Annotated in this window: 16 protein-coding genes; 8 read left to right on the forward strand and 8 right to left on the reverse strand. The window is 72.3% G+C overall.

Annotation, left to right across the window (positions count from 1 at the left end; all coding sequences use genetic code 11):
* Positions 1-43: 43 nt before the first annotated feature.
* From M4486_RS15945 to M4486_RS15955, 3 genes are read left to right on the forward strand one after another with little or no spacing between them, the layout of a single operon-like run.
* Positions 44-898, forward strand: coding sequence for a type II toxin-antitoxin system HicA family toxin (locus M4486_RS15945; protein WP_249478265.1), 855 nt, complete (start codon positions 44-46; stop codon positions 896-898).
* A gap of 39 nt (positions 899-937) precedes the next feature.
* Positions 938-1,315, forward strand: coding sequence for a RidA family protein (locus M4486_RS15950; protein WP_249478266.1), 378 nt, complete (start codon positions 938-940; stop codon positions 1,313-1,315).
* A 49-nt stretch (positions 1,316-1,364) separates the two neighbouring features.
* A complete protein-coding gene (locus tag M4486_RS15955; protein WP_249478267.1) occupies positions 1,365-2,657 on the forward strand; it encodes a MalY/PatB family protein in 1,293 nt (430 codons plus the stop codon).
* Here M4486_RS15955 and M4486_RS15960 read toward each other — a convergent pair.
* On the reverse strand, positions 2,618-3,205 hold the full coding sequence (locus M4486_RS15960; RefSeq protein WP_249478268.1) for a DinB family protein: 588 nt from the start codon (positions 3,203-3,205) through the stop codon (positions 2,618-2,620). The two genes, M4486_RS15955 and M4486_RS15960, sit on opposite strands and share 40 nt — an antisense overlap.
* Entirely contained in the window at positions 3,189-3,884 is a 696-nt protein-coding gene (locus M4486_RS15965) for a MerR family transcriptional regulator (protein WP_249478269.1), read from the reverse strand. Before M4486_RS15965 ends, M4486_RS15960 begins: the two co-directional genes overlap by 17 nt.
* Positions 3,885-4,002: 118 nt before the next feature.
* Between M4486_RS15965 and M4486_RS15970 the strand changes: the two genes are divergently transcribed.
* Positions 4,003-4,491, forward strand: a complete 489-nt coding sequence (locus M4486_RS15970) for a DUF2306 domain-containing protein (RefSeq protein ID WP_249478270.1) — start codon at positions 4,003-4,005, stop codon at positions 4,489-4,491.
* Positions 4,492-4,805: 314 nt separating this feature from the next.
* Here M4486_RS15970 and M4486_RS15975 read toward each other — a convergent pair whose 3' ends face one another.
* Positions 4,806-5,816 carry a bile acid:sodium symporter family protein gene (locus M4486_RS15975; RefSeq protein ID WP_249478271.1) on the reverse strand — a complete coding sequence of 337 codons (1,011 nt, stop codon included), beginning with the start codon at positions 5,814-5,816 and terminating at the stop codon, positions 4,806-4,808.
* Positions 5,817-5,925: 109 nt separating this feature from the next.
* Positions 5,926-7,440, reverse strand: a complete 1,515-nt coding sequence (locus tag M4486_RS15980) for a glutamate-cysteine ligase family protein (RefSeq protein ID WP_249478272.1) — start codon at positions 7,438-7,440, stop codon at positions 5,926-5,928.
* 256 nt (positions 7,441-7,696) lie between these two features.
* Here M4486_RS15980 and M4486_RS15985 point away from each other — a divergent pair, with 256 nt between their 5' ends.
* Positions 7,697-8,344, forward strand: a complete 648-nt coding sequence (locus M4486_RS15985) for a GntR family transcriptional regulator (protein WP_249478273.1) — start codon at positions 7,697-7,699, stop codon at positions 8,342-8,344.
* 70 nt (positions 8,345-8,414) lie between these two features.
* Positions 8,415-9,728, forward strand: coding sequence for an MFS transporter (locus M4486_RS15990; protein ID WP_249478274.1), 1,314 nt, complete (start codon positions 8,415-8,417; stop codon positions 9,726-9,728).
* A 108-nt stretch (positions 9,729-9,836) separates the two neighbouring features.
* Here the strand turns inward: M4486_RS15990 and M4486_RS15995 are convergent, their stop codons facing one another.
* Both M4486_RS15995 and M4486_RS16000 read right to left on the reverse strand, forming a co-directional pair.
* A complete protein-coding gene (locus M4486_RS15995; protein WP_283257938.1) occupies positions 9,837-10,877 on the reverse strand; it encodes a S8 family serine peptidase in 1,041 nt (346 codons plus the stop codon).
* Positions 10,796-12,523, reverse strand: a complete 1,728-nt coding sequence (locus M4486_RS16000; protein WP_283257939.1) for a S8 family serine peptidase — start codon at positions 12,521-12,523, stop codon at positions 10,796-10,798. The genes M4486_RS15995 and M4486_RS16000 overlap by 82 nt, the downstream gene beginning before the upstream one ends.
* A gap of 282 nt (positions 12,524-12,805) precedes the next feature.
* On the opposite strand from M4486_RS16000, the gene M4486_RS16005 reads away from it, so the two are divergent.
* Complete coding sequence (locus tag M4486_RS16005; protein ID WP_249478275.1) at positions 12,806-13,576, forward strand: CHRD domain-containing protein; 771 nt, start codon at positions 12,806-12,808, stop codon at positions 13,574-13,576.
* 16 nt (positions 13,577-13,592) lie between these two features.
* Positions 13,593-14,309: a class F sortase gene (locus M4486_RS16010; RefSeq protein ID WP_249478276.1), complete on the forward strand. Its 717-nt coding sequence runs from the start codon at positions 13,593-13,595 to the stop codon at positions 14,307-14,309.
* A 31-nt stretch (positions 14,310-14,340) separates the two neighbouring features.
* Here the strand turns inward: M4486_RS16010 and M4486_RS16015 are convergent, their stop codons facing one another.
* A complete protein-coding gene (locus tag M4486_RS16015; protein ID WP_249478277.1) occupies positions 14,341-15,108 on the reverse strand; it encodes an anti-sigma factor in 768 nt (255 codons plus the stop codon).
* Entirely contained in the window at positions 15,105-15,713 is a 609-nt protein-coding gene (sigK, locus tag M4486_RS16020; protein ID WP_249478278.1) for an ECF RNA polymerase sigma factor SigK, read from the reverse strand. Before sigK ends, M4486_RS16015 begins: the two co-directional genes overlap by 4 nt.
* Positions 15,714-15,721 lie beyond the last annotated feature (8 nt).

Below are 15,721 nucleotides of genomic sequence, written 5' to 3' on the forward strand. Positions count from 1 at the left end.
AGCAGCACCCGCGAGCATCACGCACGAGGCGGAAGGAGGCGCGATGAGCACGCAGGAGCCCCGCACGCCGCGCCCCGCCGCGCCGTCCGCGCGACCCGCCGTGCCCTCGCCGGCCGCGCTGCGGGGACGTCCCGCGCCCGCTGCGCGCGTGCGGCCCGTCGACTGGACCGCCACCGGGCGACGAGCCCCGGACCAGGGCGAAACCCGAGGTGGGAGCGAGGAAGAGCGCCCGGGGCAGCACCGGACGCACGGCACGGCGACGCCGCAGGACCCGTCGGCCGGTGACCGCCTGCCCGCGCACCGACGCGCCCGGACCGTCGAGCTCCCGCGCCCCGCGCAGGCGCCGCCTGCCGAGGCCGTCCACTCCCTCGTCCCCGAGGACCCGCGCCCGAACCTGCGCCCGCTCACGATCGACGAGGGCGCGATACGCACCGTCGGCGTCACCGACGTCCCCACCGAGACCATCGTGCACACCGTGGCCGACCCGGAGGAGTCGTGGAGCGCCGACGCCGGCACCAGCGACCACTTCCTGCGCGGTGACCTCGTGGTGCAGGTGCACCGTGCCGAGAACGCCGTGATCGGCCTGTTCACCTCCCGCTACGCGCTCTCCGTGCGACCCGAGGAGTACGAGGACGCGCTGGACGCCGCGATCGAGGCCTCCGGCAGGTCGGCCCGCGGCGGCCGTGGCACCCGCCACCCCACCACCCGCCGCGAGCTGCTCGCGCGCATGGAGAAGGCAGGGTTCGTCGTCACCCCCGGCGCCGGACACGGGCGCGTCGCCCACCCCGACCATCCGGGCCTCTTCGTGCCCTTCGCGAGCACCCCGTCCGACGTCCGCTTCACCCGTCACGCCGTCGCCCAGATCCGCCGCGTCTTCGGCATCGACCTGCGGCACTGACCCGTCCCACAGCCCCACCACCCACCGAGGAGAGCACCCATGACCCAGGCCATCAGCACCGACCAGGCCCCCTCCGCCATCGGCCCCTACTCGCAGGCCGTCCGCCATGGCGACACGATCTTCGTCTCCGGGCAGATCCCGCTGGACCCCGCCACCGGCGAGATCGTCGAGGGCGGCGTCCGCGAGCAGACCCGCCGCGCGCTCACCAACGCCGGCGCGATCCTCGAGGCCGCCGGCTCCGGGCTCGAGAAGGCACTGCAGGTCACCGTCCTGCTCGACTCCATCGAGGACTTCGCGGCCGTCAACGAGGAGTACGGGACCTTCTTCACCGAGCCGTACCCCTCGCGCATGGCCTACGCCGTCGCCGCGCTGCCCAAGGGCGCGCTCATCGAGGTCACCGTGGTCGCCGCCGCCTGACCCGCCCCACCGTCCGCACACCCGCCCGCACCGCGCACCAGGAGGAACCATGACCGCGTACGACCTCGACACCCTCGTCGACCGCACGTCCATGGGCTCCTCCAAGTGGACGGCGATGGGCGAGGCGGCGCGCACGGCCGACGTCGACCTGGAGCGATGTCGCGACACGGCGGGCGCCCCCATCGCGCCCTTCTCCGTCGCCGACCTGGACCTCGCCAATGCGCCCGAGATCATCGACGCCCTCCAGGGCGCCCTCGCGCGCGGTCTCGTCCTGGGCTACACCGTCCCCACCGACCACTACCTGGGCGCCGTCACCGGCTGGATGCGCCGACGCCACGGCTGGGACGTCGACCCCGACTGGATCCGCGTGACGCCGGGCGTCATCCCCGCCTTCACCTGGGCCATCCGCGAGCTCACCGCACCCGGTGACGGCATCATCGTGCAGACCCCCGCGTACTACCCGATGTACCGGTCGATCATCTCGAGCGGCCGGCGCATCGTGCGCAACCCGCTCGTCGAGAGCGCGGGCCGCTTCCGCCTCGACCTCGACGAGCTCGAGCAGCTCGCGAAGGACCCCACGACGACGATGCTGCTGCTGTGCAGTCCGCACAACCCGACCGGCCGCGTGTGGGAGCGATGGGAGCTCGAGGAGATCGCCCGGATCGTCGTGGAGAACGACCTGCTGCTGGTCAGCGACGAGATCCACGCCGATCTGGTGCAGGAGGGCCATGAGCACCTGGTCGCGCCGACGATCGACCCGCGGCTGGCCGAGCGCACCCTCGTCCTCACCTCGCCCAGCAAGTCCTTCAACCTCGCCGGGCTCGGCATCGCCAACGCGATCATCCCCGACCCGGGGCTGCGCGCACGCCTCACCGAGGCCCGCGACGACCTCGGCTTCGACAATCCCAACGTGCTGGGGGCCGTGGCCTGCGAGGCCGCGTACACGCGGGCCGGGCCGTGGCTGGACGCGGTGAACGAGCTGGTCGCCCGCAACCACCGCCGGGTGCGGGAGATCTTCGCCGAGCGCCTGCCTGCGGTGCGCGTGTGCGACCTCGAGGGCACCTACCTGCAGTGGATCGACCTGCGCGCGCTCGGGCTCTGCCACGAGGAGCTGACGCGGCTGCACGCGTGCGAGGCGATGCTCTACTGCGACGAGGGCGCCGTCTTCGGTCCCGAGGGGGAGGGCTTCGCCCGGCTCGTCATCGCGACCCCGACGTCCGTGCTCGAGGCCGCGCTGCACCGCCTCTGCTCCGCCTACGAGCGGGCGCTCGCGGAGCGGCCGGATGCGCAGCGGCGGGATGCTCAGAAGCGATCGGCGATGGCCTCCAGCCGCGCCCTGTAGTCGGGCCAGTCCTCGCCGGCCGGCAGGTTCGAGTTGTCGCGGCGCAGTCCGGCCGCCCCGTCGATGCCCTCGCGCAGGATGTCCGCGTGGCCCGCGTGCCGGGAGACCTCTGCGGTGACGTGCACGAGGATCCGGTGCAGGGAGATCGTGCGGCGGCTGCGCGGCCACCAGGGGACCTCGGCCGTGGTCTCGAGCGGCAGGGCCTCGACGACCTCGTCGACGAAGGTCTGCACGCGCCGGTAGCGGGCCACCACGAGCTGCGCGCTCTCGCCGGCGGAGGCGTACATGTCGACCAGCGGGTCGGTCTCCTCCGCGGCCGGCGGCACCAGGTCCTCCGGATGGGGGTACGGCTCGGGGGAGACGAGGGAGAAGTAGCCGGCCTCGACGTTCGCGACGTGCTTGACCAGCCCCAGCAGGTTGGTGCCGGTGGGTGTGCGGGGCAGGCGCAGGTCCCGCTCGCTCAGGCCGTCGAGCTTCCAGAGCAGGGACTCCCGCGCCTCGCGCAGGTACTGCAGGAGGGTGGACGTGGGATCAGTGGTGGGCGCCATGGGGACCAGTCTGCCCCTCCTCGGCCCCGACCTCGAGGCTGACGGAGGCATGTGCGAGCGCCCGCAGCACCACCGTCAGCTGGGTGAAGGCGAGGGAGCCGATGAGCGCTTGGCGCACGATCGCATCGGTGCTGGGGGAGTGCCCGTCGGCCGTTGCTCCGGGCGTGCTCTGCGGGGCGCTGCGGATCCCCGCGAGGTCCTCCCTGGCGATCTCTTCGAGCGGGCGGGCGTAGCGCAGCAGGGTCGGCAGGTCCGAGGCGACGCCCTCGGCGCCCATCGTCCCGAGCAGCCGGTCGAGGGCGACCCGGGGGCCGCTGCCGACGTCCGCCCAGCCCATCGCCTCCACCAGCTCCGCGACGCGCGGGTCCTCTCCCTCCGGCGGGGGCTCCTCGTGCAGACGGGCGGGCAGACCCGTCGCGATGGCCTGCGCGATCTCGAGGGCCTTCACGAGGGGCCGACCCTCGTCGATCACGGTGGTGAGCGTCCGGATGTCCTCGATCGGGGCATGGGCGAGCTCGCGCAGCGCGCGGATCAGAGCGAGGCGCTCGAGGTGCTCGCGTCCGTAGTCGAAGCGTGTCGCGGTGAGCCGACGGCCGGGCGGGAGCAGCCCCTGGCGCCGGTAGTACTTGATGCTCGCCGTGCTCGTGCCGCTCGTGCGGGCCAGCTCGTTCAGCAGCATGCGATCCCCCTCGGACCTCGCCGGCGCCGCCGTGCGGATGCTCCGGGACGGTCGGATAGTGCGAGGACCGGCAGCTATCTTGATGGCGCCGTGTCGCCCGTCACATTACCTTCGGCGCATGGGCACACCCGTCGTCGTCATCGTCCTCCACGCGCTCGGTGCGCTGATCGTCCTCACGCTGGGGCCGATCCAGATCTTCCGCCGCCACCGCGACCGTGCGCACCGCTGGCTGGGTCGCACGTGGGCGATCGCCATGGTCCTCACGTGCGTCTCGAGCTTCTTCATCCACCCGCAGGGGCTCAGCTGGCTGCACGCGCTCGCGGTGTGGACGCTGTTCTCCATCACGATGGGAGTCGTCAACATCCGGCGCGGCAACGTCTCGGCGCACCGGGTGTGGATGATCGGCTCCTACCTGGGCACGTGCATCGCATTCGTCTTCGCGATCCTCTCGCCCGGGCGGCTGATACCGCACCTTCTGCGCTCGGATCCGGTGCTGACCCTCGTCTTCTTCACGGGAGTGGTCGCGCTCGCCGTGGCGTGGGCCGGGATGGTGGTCCGTGTGCGCGGCACGCGCCGCGATGCGCGCAGGCCCCTCGCCGTCGAGTGAGGCCCGGAGCCCGGAAAGCCCCTGACAAAGAAAGCGCCCCGGCTCGTCCCCACGAGCCGGGGCCATCCCTTTCCCCCGCGTTCCGGCTTCAGTGGCGGGGCCACCTCCTCAGAAGGCCCGACCGCCGGTAACGCGTTGAGTACAGATAACCAGCCTGTCTGCAAGATTCGCTGGAGCGTCCCTACGGGTTTCCTGGGAAGGGCGCCCCAGGGTGTGCAGATCCTGTGCGCCCTCCGCATCGCCCCAGGTCAGCGTGGCGAGCGTCGGGTCGTGAGGGCACGTTCCCTGCACCGCCGGATGCGAGGTGATCCGCGTCACCGCGGGTCCGCGTCCTGACGCTGCGCCGTGCGCCGGTAGTACATGGCGAGCACCGCACCGGAGAGGTTGTGCCAGATCGAGAACACGGCGCCGGGCAGTGCCGCGGCGGGGCTGAAGTACTGGGCGGCGAGCGTGGCGGCGAGTCCCGAGTTCTGCATGCCGACCTCGATCGAGGTGGTGCGGGCGGTGCGGATCGGCTGGCGCAGCACGCGCGCGAACCAGTAGCCCAGCAGGTAGCCGAAGGCGTTGTGCAGCACCACGGCGAGCAGCACGAGCGCGCCCGCGGAGACGATCTGGTCGGCGCTGCCGGAGACCACCGCGATGACGACCAGGGAGATGCCGGCGACGCTCACCCACGGCAGGGCCGGCAGGATGCGGTCCACCAGACGCGAGAGCACCAGGCGGATCACGAGACCCGCGATCACGGGGATCAGCACCATCTTCACGATGCTCAGGGCCATCTCGCCGGCGTCGAGCGGCATGTAGGCGCCGGCGAGCCAGAGGGTCAGGACAGGGGTGAGGATCGGGGCGATGAGCGTGGAGATCGAGGTCATCGTCACCGAGAGCGCGGTGTCCGCCTTCGAGAGGTAGTTGATGACGTTCGAGCTGGTGCCGCCGGGGGCGCAGCCCACGAGGATCACGCCGGCCGCGAGCTCGGGCGGCAGCTGCAGCACCCAGGCGACGGCGAAGCCCACGAGCGGCATCACGACGTACTGGGCGAGCACGCCGATCAGCACCGGCAGGGGCCGCTTCAGCACGAGCGAGAAGTCGGGGATGGTGAGGGTGAGCCCCATGGCGAACATGATGATGCCCAGGAAAAGGTTCGTGTACCCGGAGATCGCCTGCCCGGCGGCGGGCACGAAGAAGCCGAGCGCGGCGGCGGCGAGGATCAGCACGGGGAACACGGTCACCGCGACGCGCGCGGAGCGGTCCTCGCTCGTGGATCCGGCCGGGGCCGACGGGGGAGTGGGCGGAGCGGAGGTGGGGGAGGAGGGATTCTGGCTCATGCGCTCACTCTAAACCGGACATCCAGGATCTGAGACGCACTCTCGGCATGCGGGCCGACGGGGCGGGGCCGGCACCGACCGGGCGTCGACCTCGCGCCGATCGGACCTCTCAGACGTCGGCCTGTCCCCGCGCGGGCATCGGCCATTCGTGCACGGGGCGCCCGGAGTGGACGCCCTCGATGTACATCGCGGTCATCCGGGCGAGGGCGTCCTGGCGGCTCGCACCGCGCAGCTCGAGGGAGGTGACGGTGTCGATCTGCCAGCGGGCGCCGTTGCGTCCCGAGCGGGCGCGTCCCAGCAGCACCGACTCGTAGCGCTCGATCACGTCCTCGTCGGTCCCGAGGTCCCGCAGGCCCTGCATGGCCTGGGGGATGAGGTGCTCCACCAGCAGGTCCGCGACGCGCACCTTGCCCAGGCGCGGCCAGGTGATGCGGGCCTCCAGGCCCCACCGCGCGCACAGCTCGAAGTGCTCGGCGGCCTGCTCGAAGCTCATGCGCGACCACAGCGGGCGCCGCTCCTTCACGAGCGACTCGAGGATCCCGTAGAGGAACGCGGCGTTCGCGGCCATGTCGATCGCCGACGGCCCGGCCGGCAGCAGACGGTTCTCCAGGCGCAGGTGGGGCATGTCCTCGCCGGGATCGTAGATCGGGCGGTTCCAGCGCCACACGGTGCCGTTGTGCAGCATCAGCTCGTGCAGGCGCGGGGACGCGCTCTCGGCGAGCAGGGGCTCCTCGGCCATGGTGCGGGACTCGGGGATGAGCGCGGGGAACAGCCGCACGTTCTCCTCGAAGAGGTCGAACATCGAGGTGATCCAGCGCTCGCCGAACCACACCCGCGGGCGCACGCCCTGGGTCGCGTACTCGGGCGGGCGCGTGTCCAGGGCCTGCGTGAACGCGGGGATCCGGTTCTCGTGCCAGAGCCGGCGCCCGAACAGGAACGGCGAGTTCGCGCCCAGCGCCGCCTGCGGGCCGGCGATCGCCTGCGCGGCGTTCCAGACGTCGGCGAACTGCTCGGGGGAGACCTGCAGGTGCAGCTGCATGGAGGTGCATGCGGCCTCGGGCCCGATCGAGTCGAACTCGACGTCCAGCCCGCGGCCCTCGCCGCTGATGCGCAGGTGGATCTCCTCGCCGCGCGCCTCCATCACCGTGTTCTCGAGCGCCTCGTAGCGGGCGCCGGGGGAGCGCCAGGAGTCGTCCTGGAACATCTCGGACGTGAGGGTGGGCAGGTGCCCGACGGGCACTACGCGCGCGCCGTGCCGGCGCGCCGTGGCGTCGGCCTTCTCGATCCGCTCGTGCAGCTGCTGCTCGAGGTCCCGCAGCCCGCTGCCGCGCGGGTGGGTGACGGGCAGGTTCGCCTCGACGTTGAAGCGTCCCAGCTCGTGCACGAAGTCGGGGTCGTCGATCGCGGGGATGACCTCGTCGGCCAGGAGGGCCGGCGCCATCGGGTCCCCGTCGCCCGACTCGACGGCGAGGTTCATCTCGAGCTCGACGCCGATGGTGCCCTCGGTGCGGAACTCGGCGGTGTCCAGGAACGTCTCGAACAGGTCGAGATTGCGCCTCAGCTCCCGCCGGTAGTGCGTGCGCTCGCTGCGGGTGTACTGGGTCGAGCCGATCTCGCGTCCCATCGCGACCTCCCCCTGGACTCCGGTGCGCACGGGGCCGACGGGCGGGCCGACGGGTGGGTCGGGCCGCAGCCTCCCGCGCGCGGGTGCGCCCCATCAAAGCACGTGGCCGGGGTGCACGGAACGCGTGCTCGCGCGAGGGTGCCCCAGCGCACGCGGGACGGGTCGCGAGGCGTGCCCCGGGACCCTCGTTATCCTGGGGTGACCAGGGCGTGCCGTCGGCGGCCGCCGACGGACGGGACCGGACGGGGTGGGGCGGATGGCGCAAGCGGCGGGAGCGCCGAGCGCGGCCGAACGGGCGTACCTGCGGATCCGGGAGCGGATCCTCGACGGCGACCTGGCGCCCGGAGCCATGCTCGGGGAGGCCGGGCTCGCGCAGGAGCTCGCGGTGAGCCGCACGCCGGTGCGGGCAGCGCTCGTGCGATTGCAGCAGGAGGGGTGGATCGCGATCTACCCGCAGCGCGGAGCCCTGGTCCGCGGGCTGAGCCAGCGTGCGGTCGAGGAGCTCGCGGAGGCCCGCGCCATGCTCGAGATCACGAGCGCGCGCCGCGCGGCCCCGGACGCCCGGCGGCGGAGCGTCGCCCGGCTCGAGGAGGTCCTGGAGGCGCAGCGCCGCACGGTGCGCACGCGCGACCTCCGGGAGCACGTGACCTCGCTCCTCGCCTTCCACCGCTGCTTCGTGGAGGCAGGCGGCAGCGACGTGCTGCTGGAGCTCTACGAGCGCCTGGCCGACCGCCACCGCTTCGCGCTCTCCGTCGAGGGCGAGGCGCTGCTGGAGCGCGGGGAGGAGACGATCCGCGAGCACGCCGCGCTCGCGGAGGCCTTCACGGGCGGCGACCTGGACCTGTTCGAGGAGCGGCTGCGGGCCCACGTCTCGGAGGTGGGATCGCCTCGCGAGGGCGTCTAGGCACCCCTAAACTGGGATACAAGTCGTGTCCGAGACTCGCCCGGGCATGATCCCGTTCGAGGAGAGCACGATGTCCCGACCCGCCGCGCCCACCGGCACGACCACCGCCGCCGACCCGCGCGGCGTCTCGCACCCGGAGCAGCGCAGGACCCTCGCAGTGCTCGTCGTCGCCCAGATCCTGGGCACGATCGGGCTGGGCGTGGCGCCCTCGATCGGCATCCTCCTGGCCGGCGAGGTGACGGACAGCGAGGCCTGGGCCGGCCTCGCCCGGACCTCCTCGACGCTCGGCGCCGCATTGATGGGCGTGCCGCTCGGGATGATGGCGGCCCGGCGCGGACGCCGCGTCGCCCTCACCGTCGGCTGGTGGATCGCCGGGCTTGGTGCGGCTTTGCTGGTCCTCGCCGCGCAATGGGACCTCGTCGTGCCGCTGTTCCTCGGACTGCTGCTGACGGGCGCCGGGACGGCGGCGAGCCTGCAGGCGCGGTTCGCCGCCACGGACCTCGCCTCGCCGGCCACCCGGGCGCGCTCCCTCTCGCTCGTCGTGTGGATGGGCGCCATCGGCAACGTGCTCGGCCCCAACCTCGGCGTGCCCGGCCAGGCGATCGGGGCGGCGACGGGGCTCTCGGTCTATTCCGCCGCCTTCCTCATCGCCGCCGTCGGGTCGGTCGTGGCCGGGGCCGTGGTGCTCGTGCTCCTGCGGCCGGATCCGCTGCTCCTGCTCGCCCGCGACAGCGCCGCACCCGACCTGACCGTCCGGTCCGCCCGCCCCGCCTCGCGACGGCAGCGGCTGCGGGACATGGCCCGGGAGTTCCGCGTGAACCGCCGGGCCCGCACCGCGCTCGTCGCGATCCTCACCTCCCAGACCGTCATGGTCGCGCTGATGACCATGACACCGGTGCACGTCCAGCACGAGGGCGGATCGGTGACGATCGTGGGGATCACGATCAGCCTGCACGTCGCGGGCATGTACGGGCTCTCGCCCGTGGTCGGCATCCTCATCGACCGCGTGGGGCACCGCGCCGCCGTCGTCGCCGGGATCGCACTCTTCGCGGCCTCGCTCGCGCTGGCGGTCCTCGCCTCCGGGTCGATGGCGGGGGTGATGGCCTCGCTGATCCTGCTCGGACTGGGGTGGTCCTTCATGAACGTGGGCGGGTCGGCACTGTTCGGCGCGGCGGTCTCCGAGCGTGCGCGAGCATCGGCGCAGGGAGGGGCCGATGCGCTCTCGAACCTGTGCGGGGCCGTCGCCTCCTTCGCGTCGGGGCCGATCATGGCCGTCAGCAGCTTCTCGGTGCTCGGCATGATCGGGGCCGTGCTGCTCGTGCCGGTCCTCGTGCTCGCGCTCGGCTCAGCACCCTGGCGGGAGAGCGGAGCCACGGCGAGATGACGTCGGGACGACGCCGCCCCCGACCCGCTGCTGCGGATCGGGGGCGACGGCTCGGAGCGGCGCGGGGCCGTCAGCGCCACAGGGGCGGCGACGAATCCCTCACCGGGCTCAGGGCTTCTGGTGCGCGAGAGTCAGCACCTCGGAGTCCCAGCTCTCCCAGTCGGAGGCCGTGTCGGGATCTCCGAGGGCCTTGAGCACGCGGACCTCGATGATGTACTTCCCGTCCTTCGCGGTGACCGTCTTGCCCTTCGCGGTCTGGTAAGTGCCGTCCCAGGGCAGCGCCTCCGTCTCGGAGGAGCGGCCCCACTTGCTCTCGGAGCTGACCGTGCCCACCTTGGGGTTCACGAGCCTGCCCTTCGAGCCGTCGGCCTTCGCGTGGTACACGGCCACGTCCAGGCGCTCGACCGGGTAGTCCAGGTAGAAGAGGACGTAGGGGACGTCGTCCCCGGACATCGAGTACGTCGCGTCCTCGCCGGAGACCGGCACGATGTTCTCGCCCTGCGCCTTGCCGAGGACCGGCAGACCTTCGTGGGCGCCGAGCACCTCGACGTTCTGGTAGTCGCCGGACATGCCCGCGAAGGGCACCGAGAGGTCCTCGTCATCGCTGGTCAGCTGGATCCAGCCGCCATAGATGATGCCGTCCTCGCCGAAGTCCTCGCTGATCCGCGCGGTCACGAGCGCCGAGCGGTGCGGCTGGATGGTCACCGAGCGGCTCGAGAGCCGCACGGAGGGGTCCGCGACCTGGAACGCCGGGTCCGACGGCGAGCCGCCGGTGGCGACGCCGCTGCGGGTCGAGACCGCATAGGTCTTCGCCGTGTCGCCGTCGTTGCGCACGTTCACCGTGACCGAGTGGGCGCCCTGCGCGCTGTCCCCGAGCGAGATCGTCGGCTCGCCGATCGAGGTGGAGGTGTGGGCGGCCTCGACCATGTCGAGCATGCCCGCGCCCTGCCGGTGCACCGGCTCGAGGTACCCCTTGCCGGGCTCGAGCGACCAGTCCAGCGGATCGGCCGTGTTCACGAGCGCCGACTTCACCTGCTTCGGCGTCCAGCCCGAGTGCTCCTGCAGCATCAGCGCAGCCGCGCCCGCGACGTGCGGGGAGGCCATCGAGGTGCCGGACTTCGTGCCGTGCCCGCCCTGCTCGAGCGGCACGGTCGAATAGATCTGTCCCCGGGGGCCGACAGGTCGGGCTTCAGGCCCAGCTCGGCCGTGAGCCCGTACGAGGAGAAGGACGACATGAGGCCCGCGCCCGCGTTCGGGAACACGGCCACGCCGTCCTTCCAGGCGATCTTCGTCGTGCCCGCGGCGATGGCCTTCTGCAGGGCGACGCCGTCGTCCTGGGTGATGGAGACGACGGGGATGGTGATCTCGGGGTCGCCCGCGACGGTGGGGCTGATGAGGCCGGCGCTGTTGTTGTACAGCACGACCGCGGTGTATCCGGCCTCCTGGGCGTTCGCCGCCTTGTCGTGGAAGGAGCACGTGCCGCGCTTGACGAGCAGGGCCTGCTTCTTCTTCGTCGGCTTCGGAACCTCGGCCGGATCACAGGCCAGGACGGGGGCGGCGGCTGCGTCCGAGTCCTCGCCGGCGCTCGCCAGCACGACCTTGCCGGAGGTCGGGACCTTCCCGCCGTCCTCGGCGGAGGTGAAGCCGTACTTCGTCGTGCCCACGGCGAAGTAGGGGGTGTGGGCGTCGGTGTTCTCGACGGAACCGACGGTGATCACGTCGCTGCCGACGCCAGGAGCGCCTCCGGAGAACGTCCCGGCCTCGCCCTCGTTGCCGCCCGAGGCGACGACCACGACGCCCTTGGCGGTGATCTCGTTCGAGGCCTGCGCGGTCGGGTACTCGTCCCAGGTCATGAACGAGGCGCCGAGCGACATGTTGATGACGTCGACGCCGTCGGCGAAGGCGCGGTCCATCGCGGCGAGGATGACGTCGGTCGAGCTCGTGCCCTCGCAGCCGAAGATCCGGTAGGAGGCGATGTCGGCCTTCGGAGCGACCCCGGTGACGTCGCCGTCGGCCCCGATGATGCCCGCGACGTGGGTGCCGTGCCCGCCGCAGTCGTCGGGGTACTCGTCGGGCTTCGGGACGCTGCCCGCGACAGAGGAGTTGTAGTCGTCGCCCACGAAGTCATAGCCCATGGTCACGCGCGAGCCGGGGAAGTCCTTCGTCTGGTCGTTCGTCCCGGAGCCGCCGAGATCGGGGTTGTTGTAGTCGACGCCCGAGTCGATGACGCCGACGGTCACCCCCTCGCCGTCCAGGCCGTCGACCTTCTGGACGCTGTCCACACCGGTCATGGCGTTGGCGTACTCGTCCTCGGGGGAGGCGTCGTCCTCGTCCGGCGGCAGGGCCACCTGCATCACGGGGTAGACGGCGGTGACGCCGTCGACGTCCTGGAGCGCCTCGGCGTCGGCCTTCGTCATCGAGACCGCCATGCCGTTCCACGCGTGCGTGAAGGACTGGTCGACGGTCAGGTCCAGGCCGTCCTTCTCCGCCTTCTCGACGACGCCGGTCTGCTTCGTCTTCAGCGTGCGCTGGGGAGTGCCCTGCGCCTGCGGGGCGCCCTCGACCTGGACCAGGTAGCGGTCGGGCACGGCGCCCTTCACGTCGTCGAGGGAGGGGGAGCCCTTCGCGGGGGCCTCGACTCCGTGGGAGGAGGCCGTCCCGAGGTCGTCGCCCTGGCCGTCGGCCTGGGCGGGAAGGGGGCCGAACATGGCGGCGGCGAGGGTTGCCGCGGCGCCGGCGGTGAGGAGGGATCGTGGGGAGAGGAGGGCGCGACGGTGCGCAGGGAGGTGTCTCATGGGCTGCCTCGGGGAGGGGAGAGGGATGGCCGGCGGCGCCGGGTCGGGCTCCGGAGGAGAGGACCCCGACGTGACGCATGACACCATGCCCTGACCGCGCGCGGTGCGCGTCGGCGGACACCGAGACCCATCCGTGACCTTCCCGTGACATCCCGGACCGGGCGGATCCCGAACGATTCCCGACCGATTCCCGACCAATCCGGACCGCCCGACGCTCCGAACACCCTTCGTCACCGTCCCCTGCGGCCCGTCGGCCGCACGGTGACTCCGAACGGAGGCATCATGCGCAAGACGATGAAGTCCATCTCCCTCATGGCAGCCACGATGGCGGCGGTCGGCTTCGGCGCGACCGCACCGGCTCTCGCCGAGGGCAGTGACGCGCACAGCTACCAGGCAGACCTCAGCGAGCTCAACGATTCCGGCGCCTCGGGCACGGCCTGGCTCACCCTCGACGGCGACCAGCTCACCGTGAAGATGGATACCAAGGGGCTGCTCGAGGGTTCGCCGCACGCCCAGCACATCCACATCGGGGGCAAGGGCAAGTGCCCCGACCCGAACATGAAGGGCTCGGGCGAGAACGGAGCCATCCAGGTCAGCGACGCCATGGACGACTACGGCATGATCGGCACCTCGCTCACCACGAAGGGCGGGACCGGTCCGGACAACGGTCTGGACGTCGCGAACTTCCCCACGGGCGACGGCCACTACGAGCGCACCATCAAGGTGAGCGACGACGTCGCCTCGTCCCTCAAGGACGGCAAGGCGGTCGTGGTCGTGCACGGTGTGGACCACAACGGCAGCGGGAAGTACGACGGGGACACCAAGTCCGATCTCGACCCGTCGCTGCCCAGCGAGGCCACGGATCCCGCGGCCTGCGGTGCGGTCACCGTGAGCCAGATGTCCGACATGCCGCAGGGCGGCGTCGAGACCGGTGACGGCACCACCGCCGGCATCGAGGACGCCGGGCTGCTCGCAGCCGGCGGCGCGCTCGTCACCGCGGGCGTCGTCGGAGCCGTCGTGAGCCGCCGTCGCAGCGCTCGCGCGCAGAAGTGAGGATCGTCGTCCCTCGATGAGCAGCAAGACGACGCAGCACCGCCGCGGCGGCCGCCTCTGGGCGGCCGCCGCGAGCGGTGCGCTGTGCGTGGCGGGGCTCGTGCTCCTGATCGTCTTCCTGGTCGACCAGGAGCCGCCCCCGCCCCAGGCCCCTGCGGCGCAGACCGCTTCCAGCAGCTCCGACAGCTCCAGCAGCTCCGGCGCGACGACGCCGCCGTCGAGCGACGCGGAGCAGACCCCTTCGACCTCCGCGGCTCCCAGCACGCCCGCGGCGCTGCCGGCATCGAAGCCGGTCCGCGTCCGGGTGCCGGACCGCGACATCGACGGCGCGGTGTTCGGGATCCCTCTCGCCGATGACGGCACGCTGCCGGCCCCCAGCGGGGCCCGCAAGGACGACGCCGCCTGGTTTGACGGCTCACCGACCCCCGGTGAGCAGGGCCCCGCGGTGATCGAGGGCCACGTGACCTACAGCGGGAAGCCCTCGGTGTTCTTCGAGCTCGGCGCGGTGCGCAAGGGCGACCGCGTCGACGTGGAGCGCGCGGACGGGAGCACCGCGACCTTCGAGGTCTACGACGTCGGCCGCTTCCCCAAGGACTCCTTCCCCACCTGGGCCGTGTACGAGAACACGTCGAGCGCCGAGCTGCGCATGATCACCTGCGGCGGCACGGTCGACGCGGCGGGGCGCCATGCGGACAACGTGATCGTCTTCGCGAGGCTCGTCGACGAGGGATGACCCTCGCCTCGCACCGCAGGAGCGGTCCGCCTCAGGAGTAGTCGAGCGCGGCCAGGACGGTCGTCGGCTGCTCCGAACCCCCGGCGGGCTCGAGGCTGATGGCGGCTCCCTCGGCAGACCCCGCGGACAGCAGTGTGCGGGAGTCGCCGTCATCGTCGGGGTGGACCAGCCCTGCGCTCACGGGGCCCTCGGACTCCATGGTCCATGCCTGGTAGTCCTTGCCCGACGGAGCGGCGGGGAGGTCCTCGACCTTCAGCACCGCAGAGCCCAGGGAGGGCGAGCGCACCGCCGTGATCCGCGCCGAGCGCCACGTCGTCGTGTACTCCCGGGCATCGTCCGCCGCGAGCACCTCGTCGATGTCCTTCTCCTCCTGCGAGCGCCAGGGGCGTGCGACGACGAGGCCGGTCGCGACCAGCGCGCTCGCGGCGAGGGCGAACCCTCCGGCGAGGACGGCGCGGCGCCTCGGCCGGCGCCGGGGCGTGGCGTCCTCGGACTCCTCGGGCGCTGTGGGCTCCTCGTCCATCGTGGGCGTCGCGGGCGCCGCATCCGACTCGGCGCTCACGGCCTCCAGGATCCGGTCGCGCAGCGCGGCGGGAGGGGGCGTCTCGAGCCCCTCGGAGAGGCCGACAGTCGTCTCGCGCAGGGAGTCCGCGAGGTCACGGCACTGCGGGCACGTGGCCAGGTGGGCCTCGACCTCCGCGCTCCGGGAGGGGTCGAGGGCGTCGAGCGCGTAGGAGGCCACGAGCGACTCGAGCTCCTCGTGTCCGCCCGCGCGCGGTGCTGCGCCGGTCTCGCTCATCTCTCCTCCTCCCTCGTGTGCTCCGTGCTCATGATCCGGCGCAGGGCCAGCAGGCCGTCCCTGATGCGCGTCTTCGCCGTCCCCAGCGGGATGCTCAGCCGCTCGGCGACCTGCGACTGCGTGAGTCCGTCGAGATAGGCCAGACGGATCGCCTCGCTCTGTCTGTCCGACAGCTGCGAGAGCGCGCCGCGCACGTGGCTCGCCTCGATGCCGTCCAGAGCCGTCTCGCTGGTCGGGTCGGGCTGCTCCGTCGACGATCGTGATTCGTAGGCGACATCGCGATCGGATTGCGACTGTGACGCGCGCACCCTGTCCACCGCGCGGCGGTGGGCCATGGTGAGGATCCAGGCCAGGGCCGATCCCCTAGACGGGTCGAAGGACGATGCCCGGCGGAACACCTCGAGGTACACCTCCTGGGTGACCTCCTCGGACTGCGCCCGGTCCCTCAGCACCCTCAGCACGAGGCCGAACACGCGCGCGCTCGTGGAGTCGTAGAGCCGGGGGAAGGCCTCGGCATCGCCTCCGGCGACCGCGAGCAGGAGTCCGCGCAGGACGTCCGCGGATGCCGTCGCCGCGGGGGCGGGCTCCTCCTCGGGCGTCGTCATCCGGCCAT

Origin of the sequence: Brachybacterium kimchii (assembly GCF_023373525.1) — a bacterium.
GTDB classification, from domain to species: Bacteria; Actinomycetota; Actinomycetes; order Actinomycetales; family Dermabacteraceae; genus Brachybacterium; species Brachybacterium kimchii.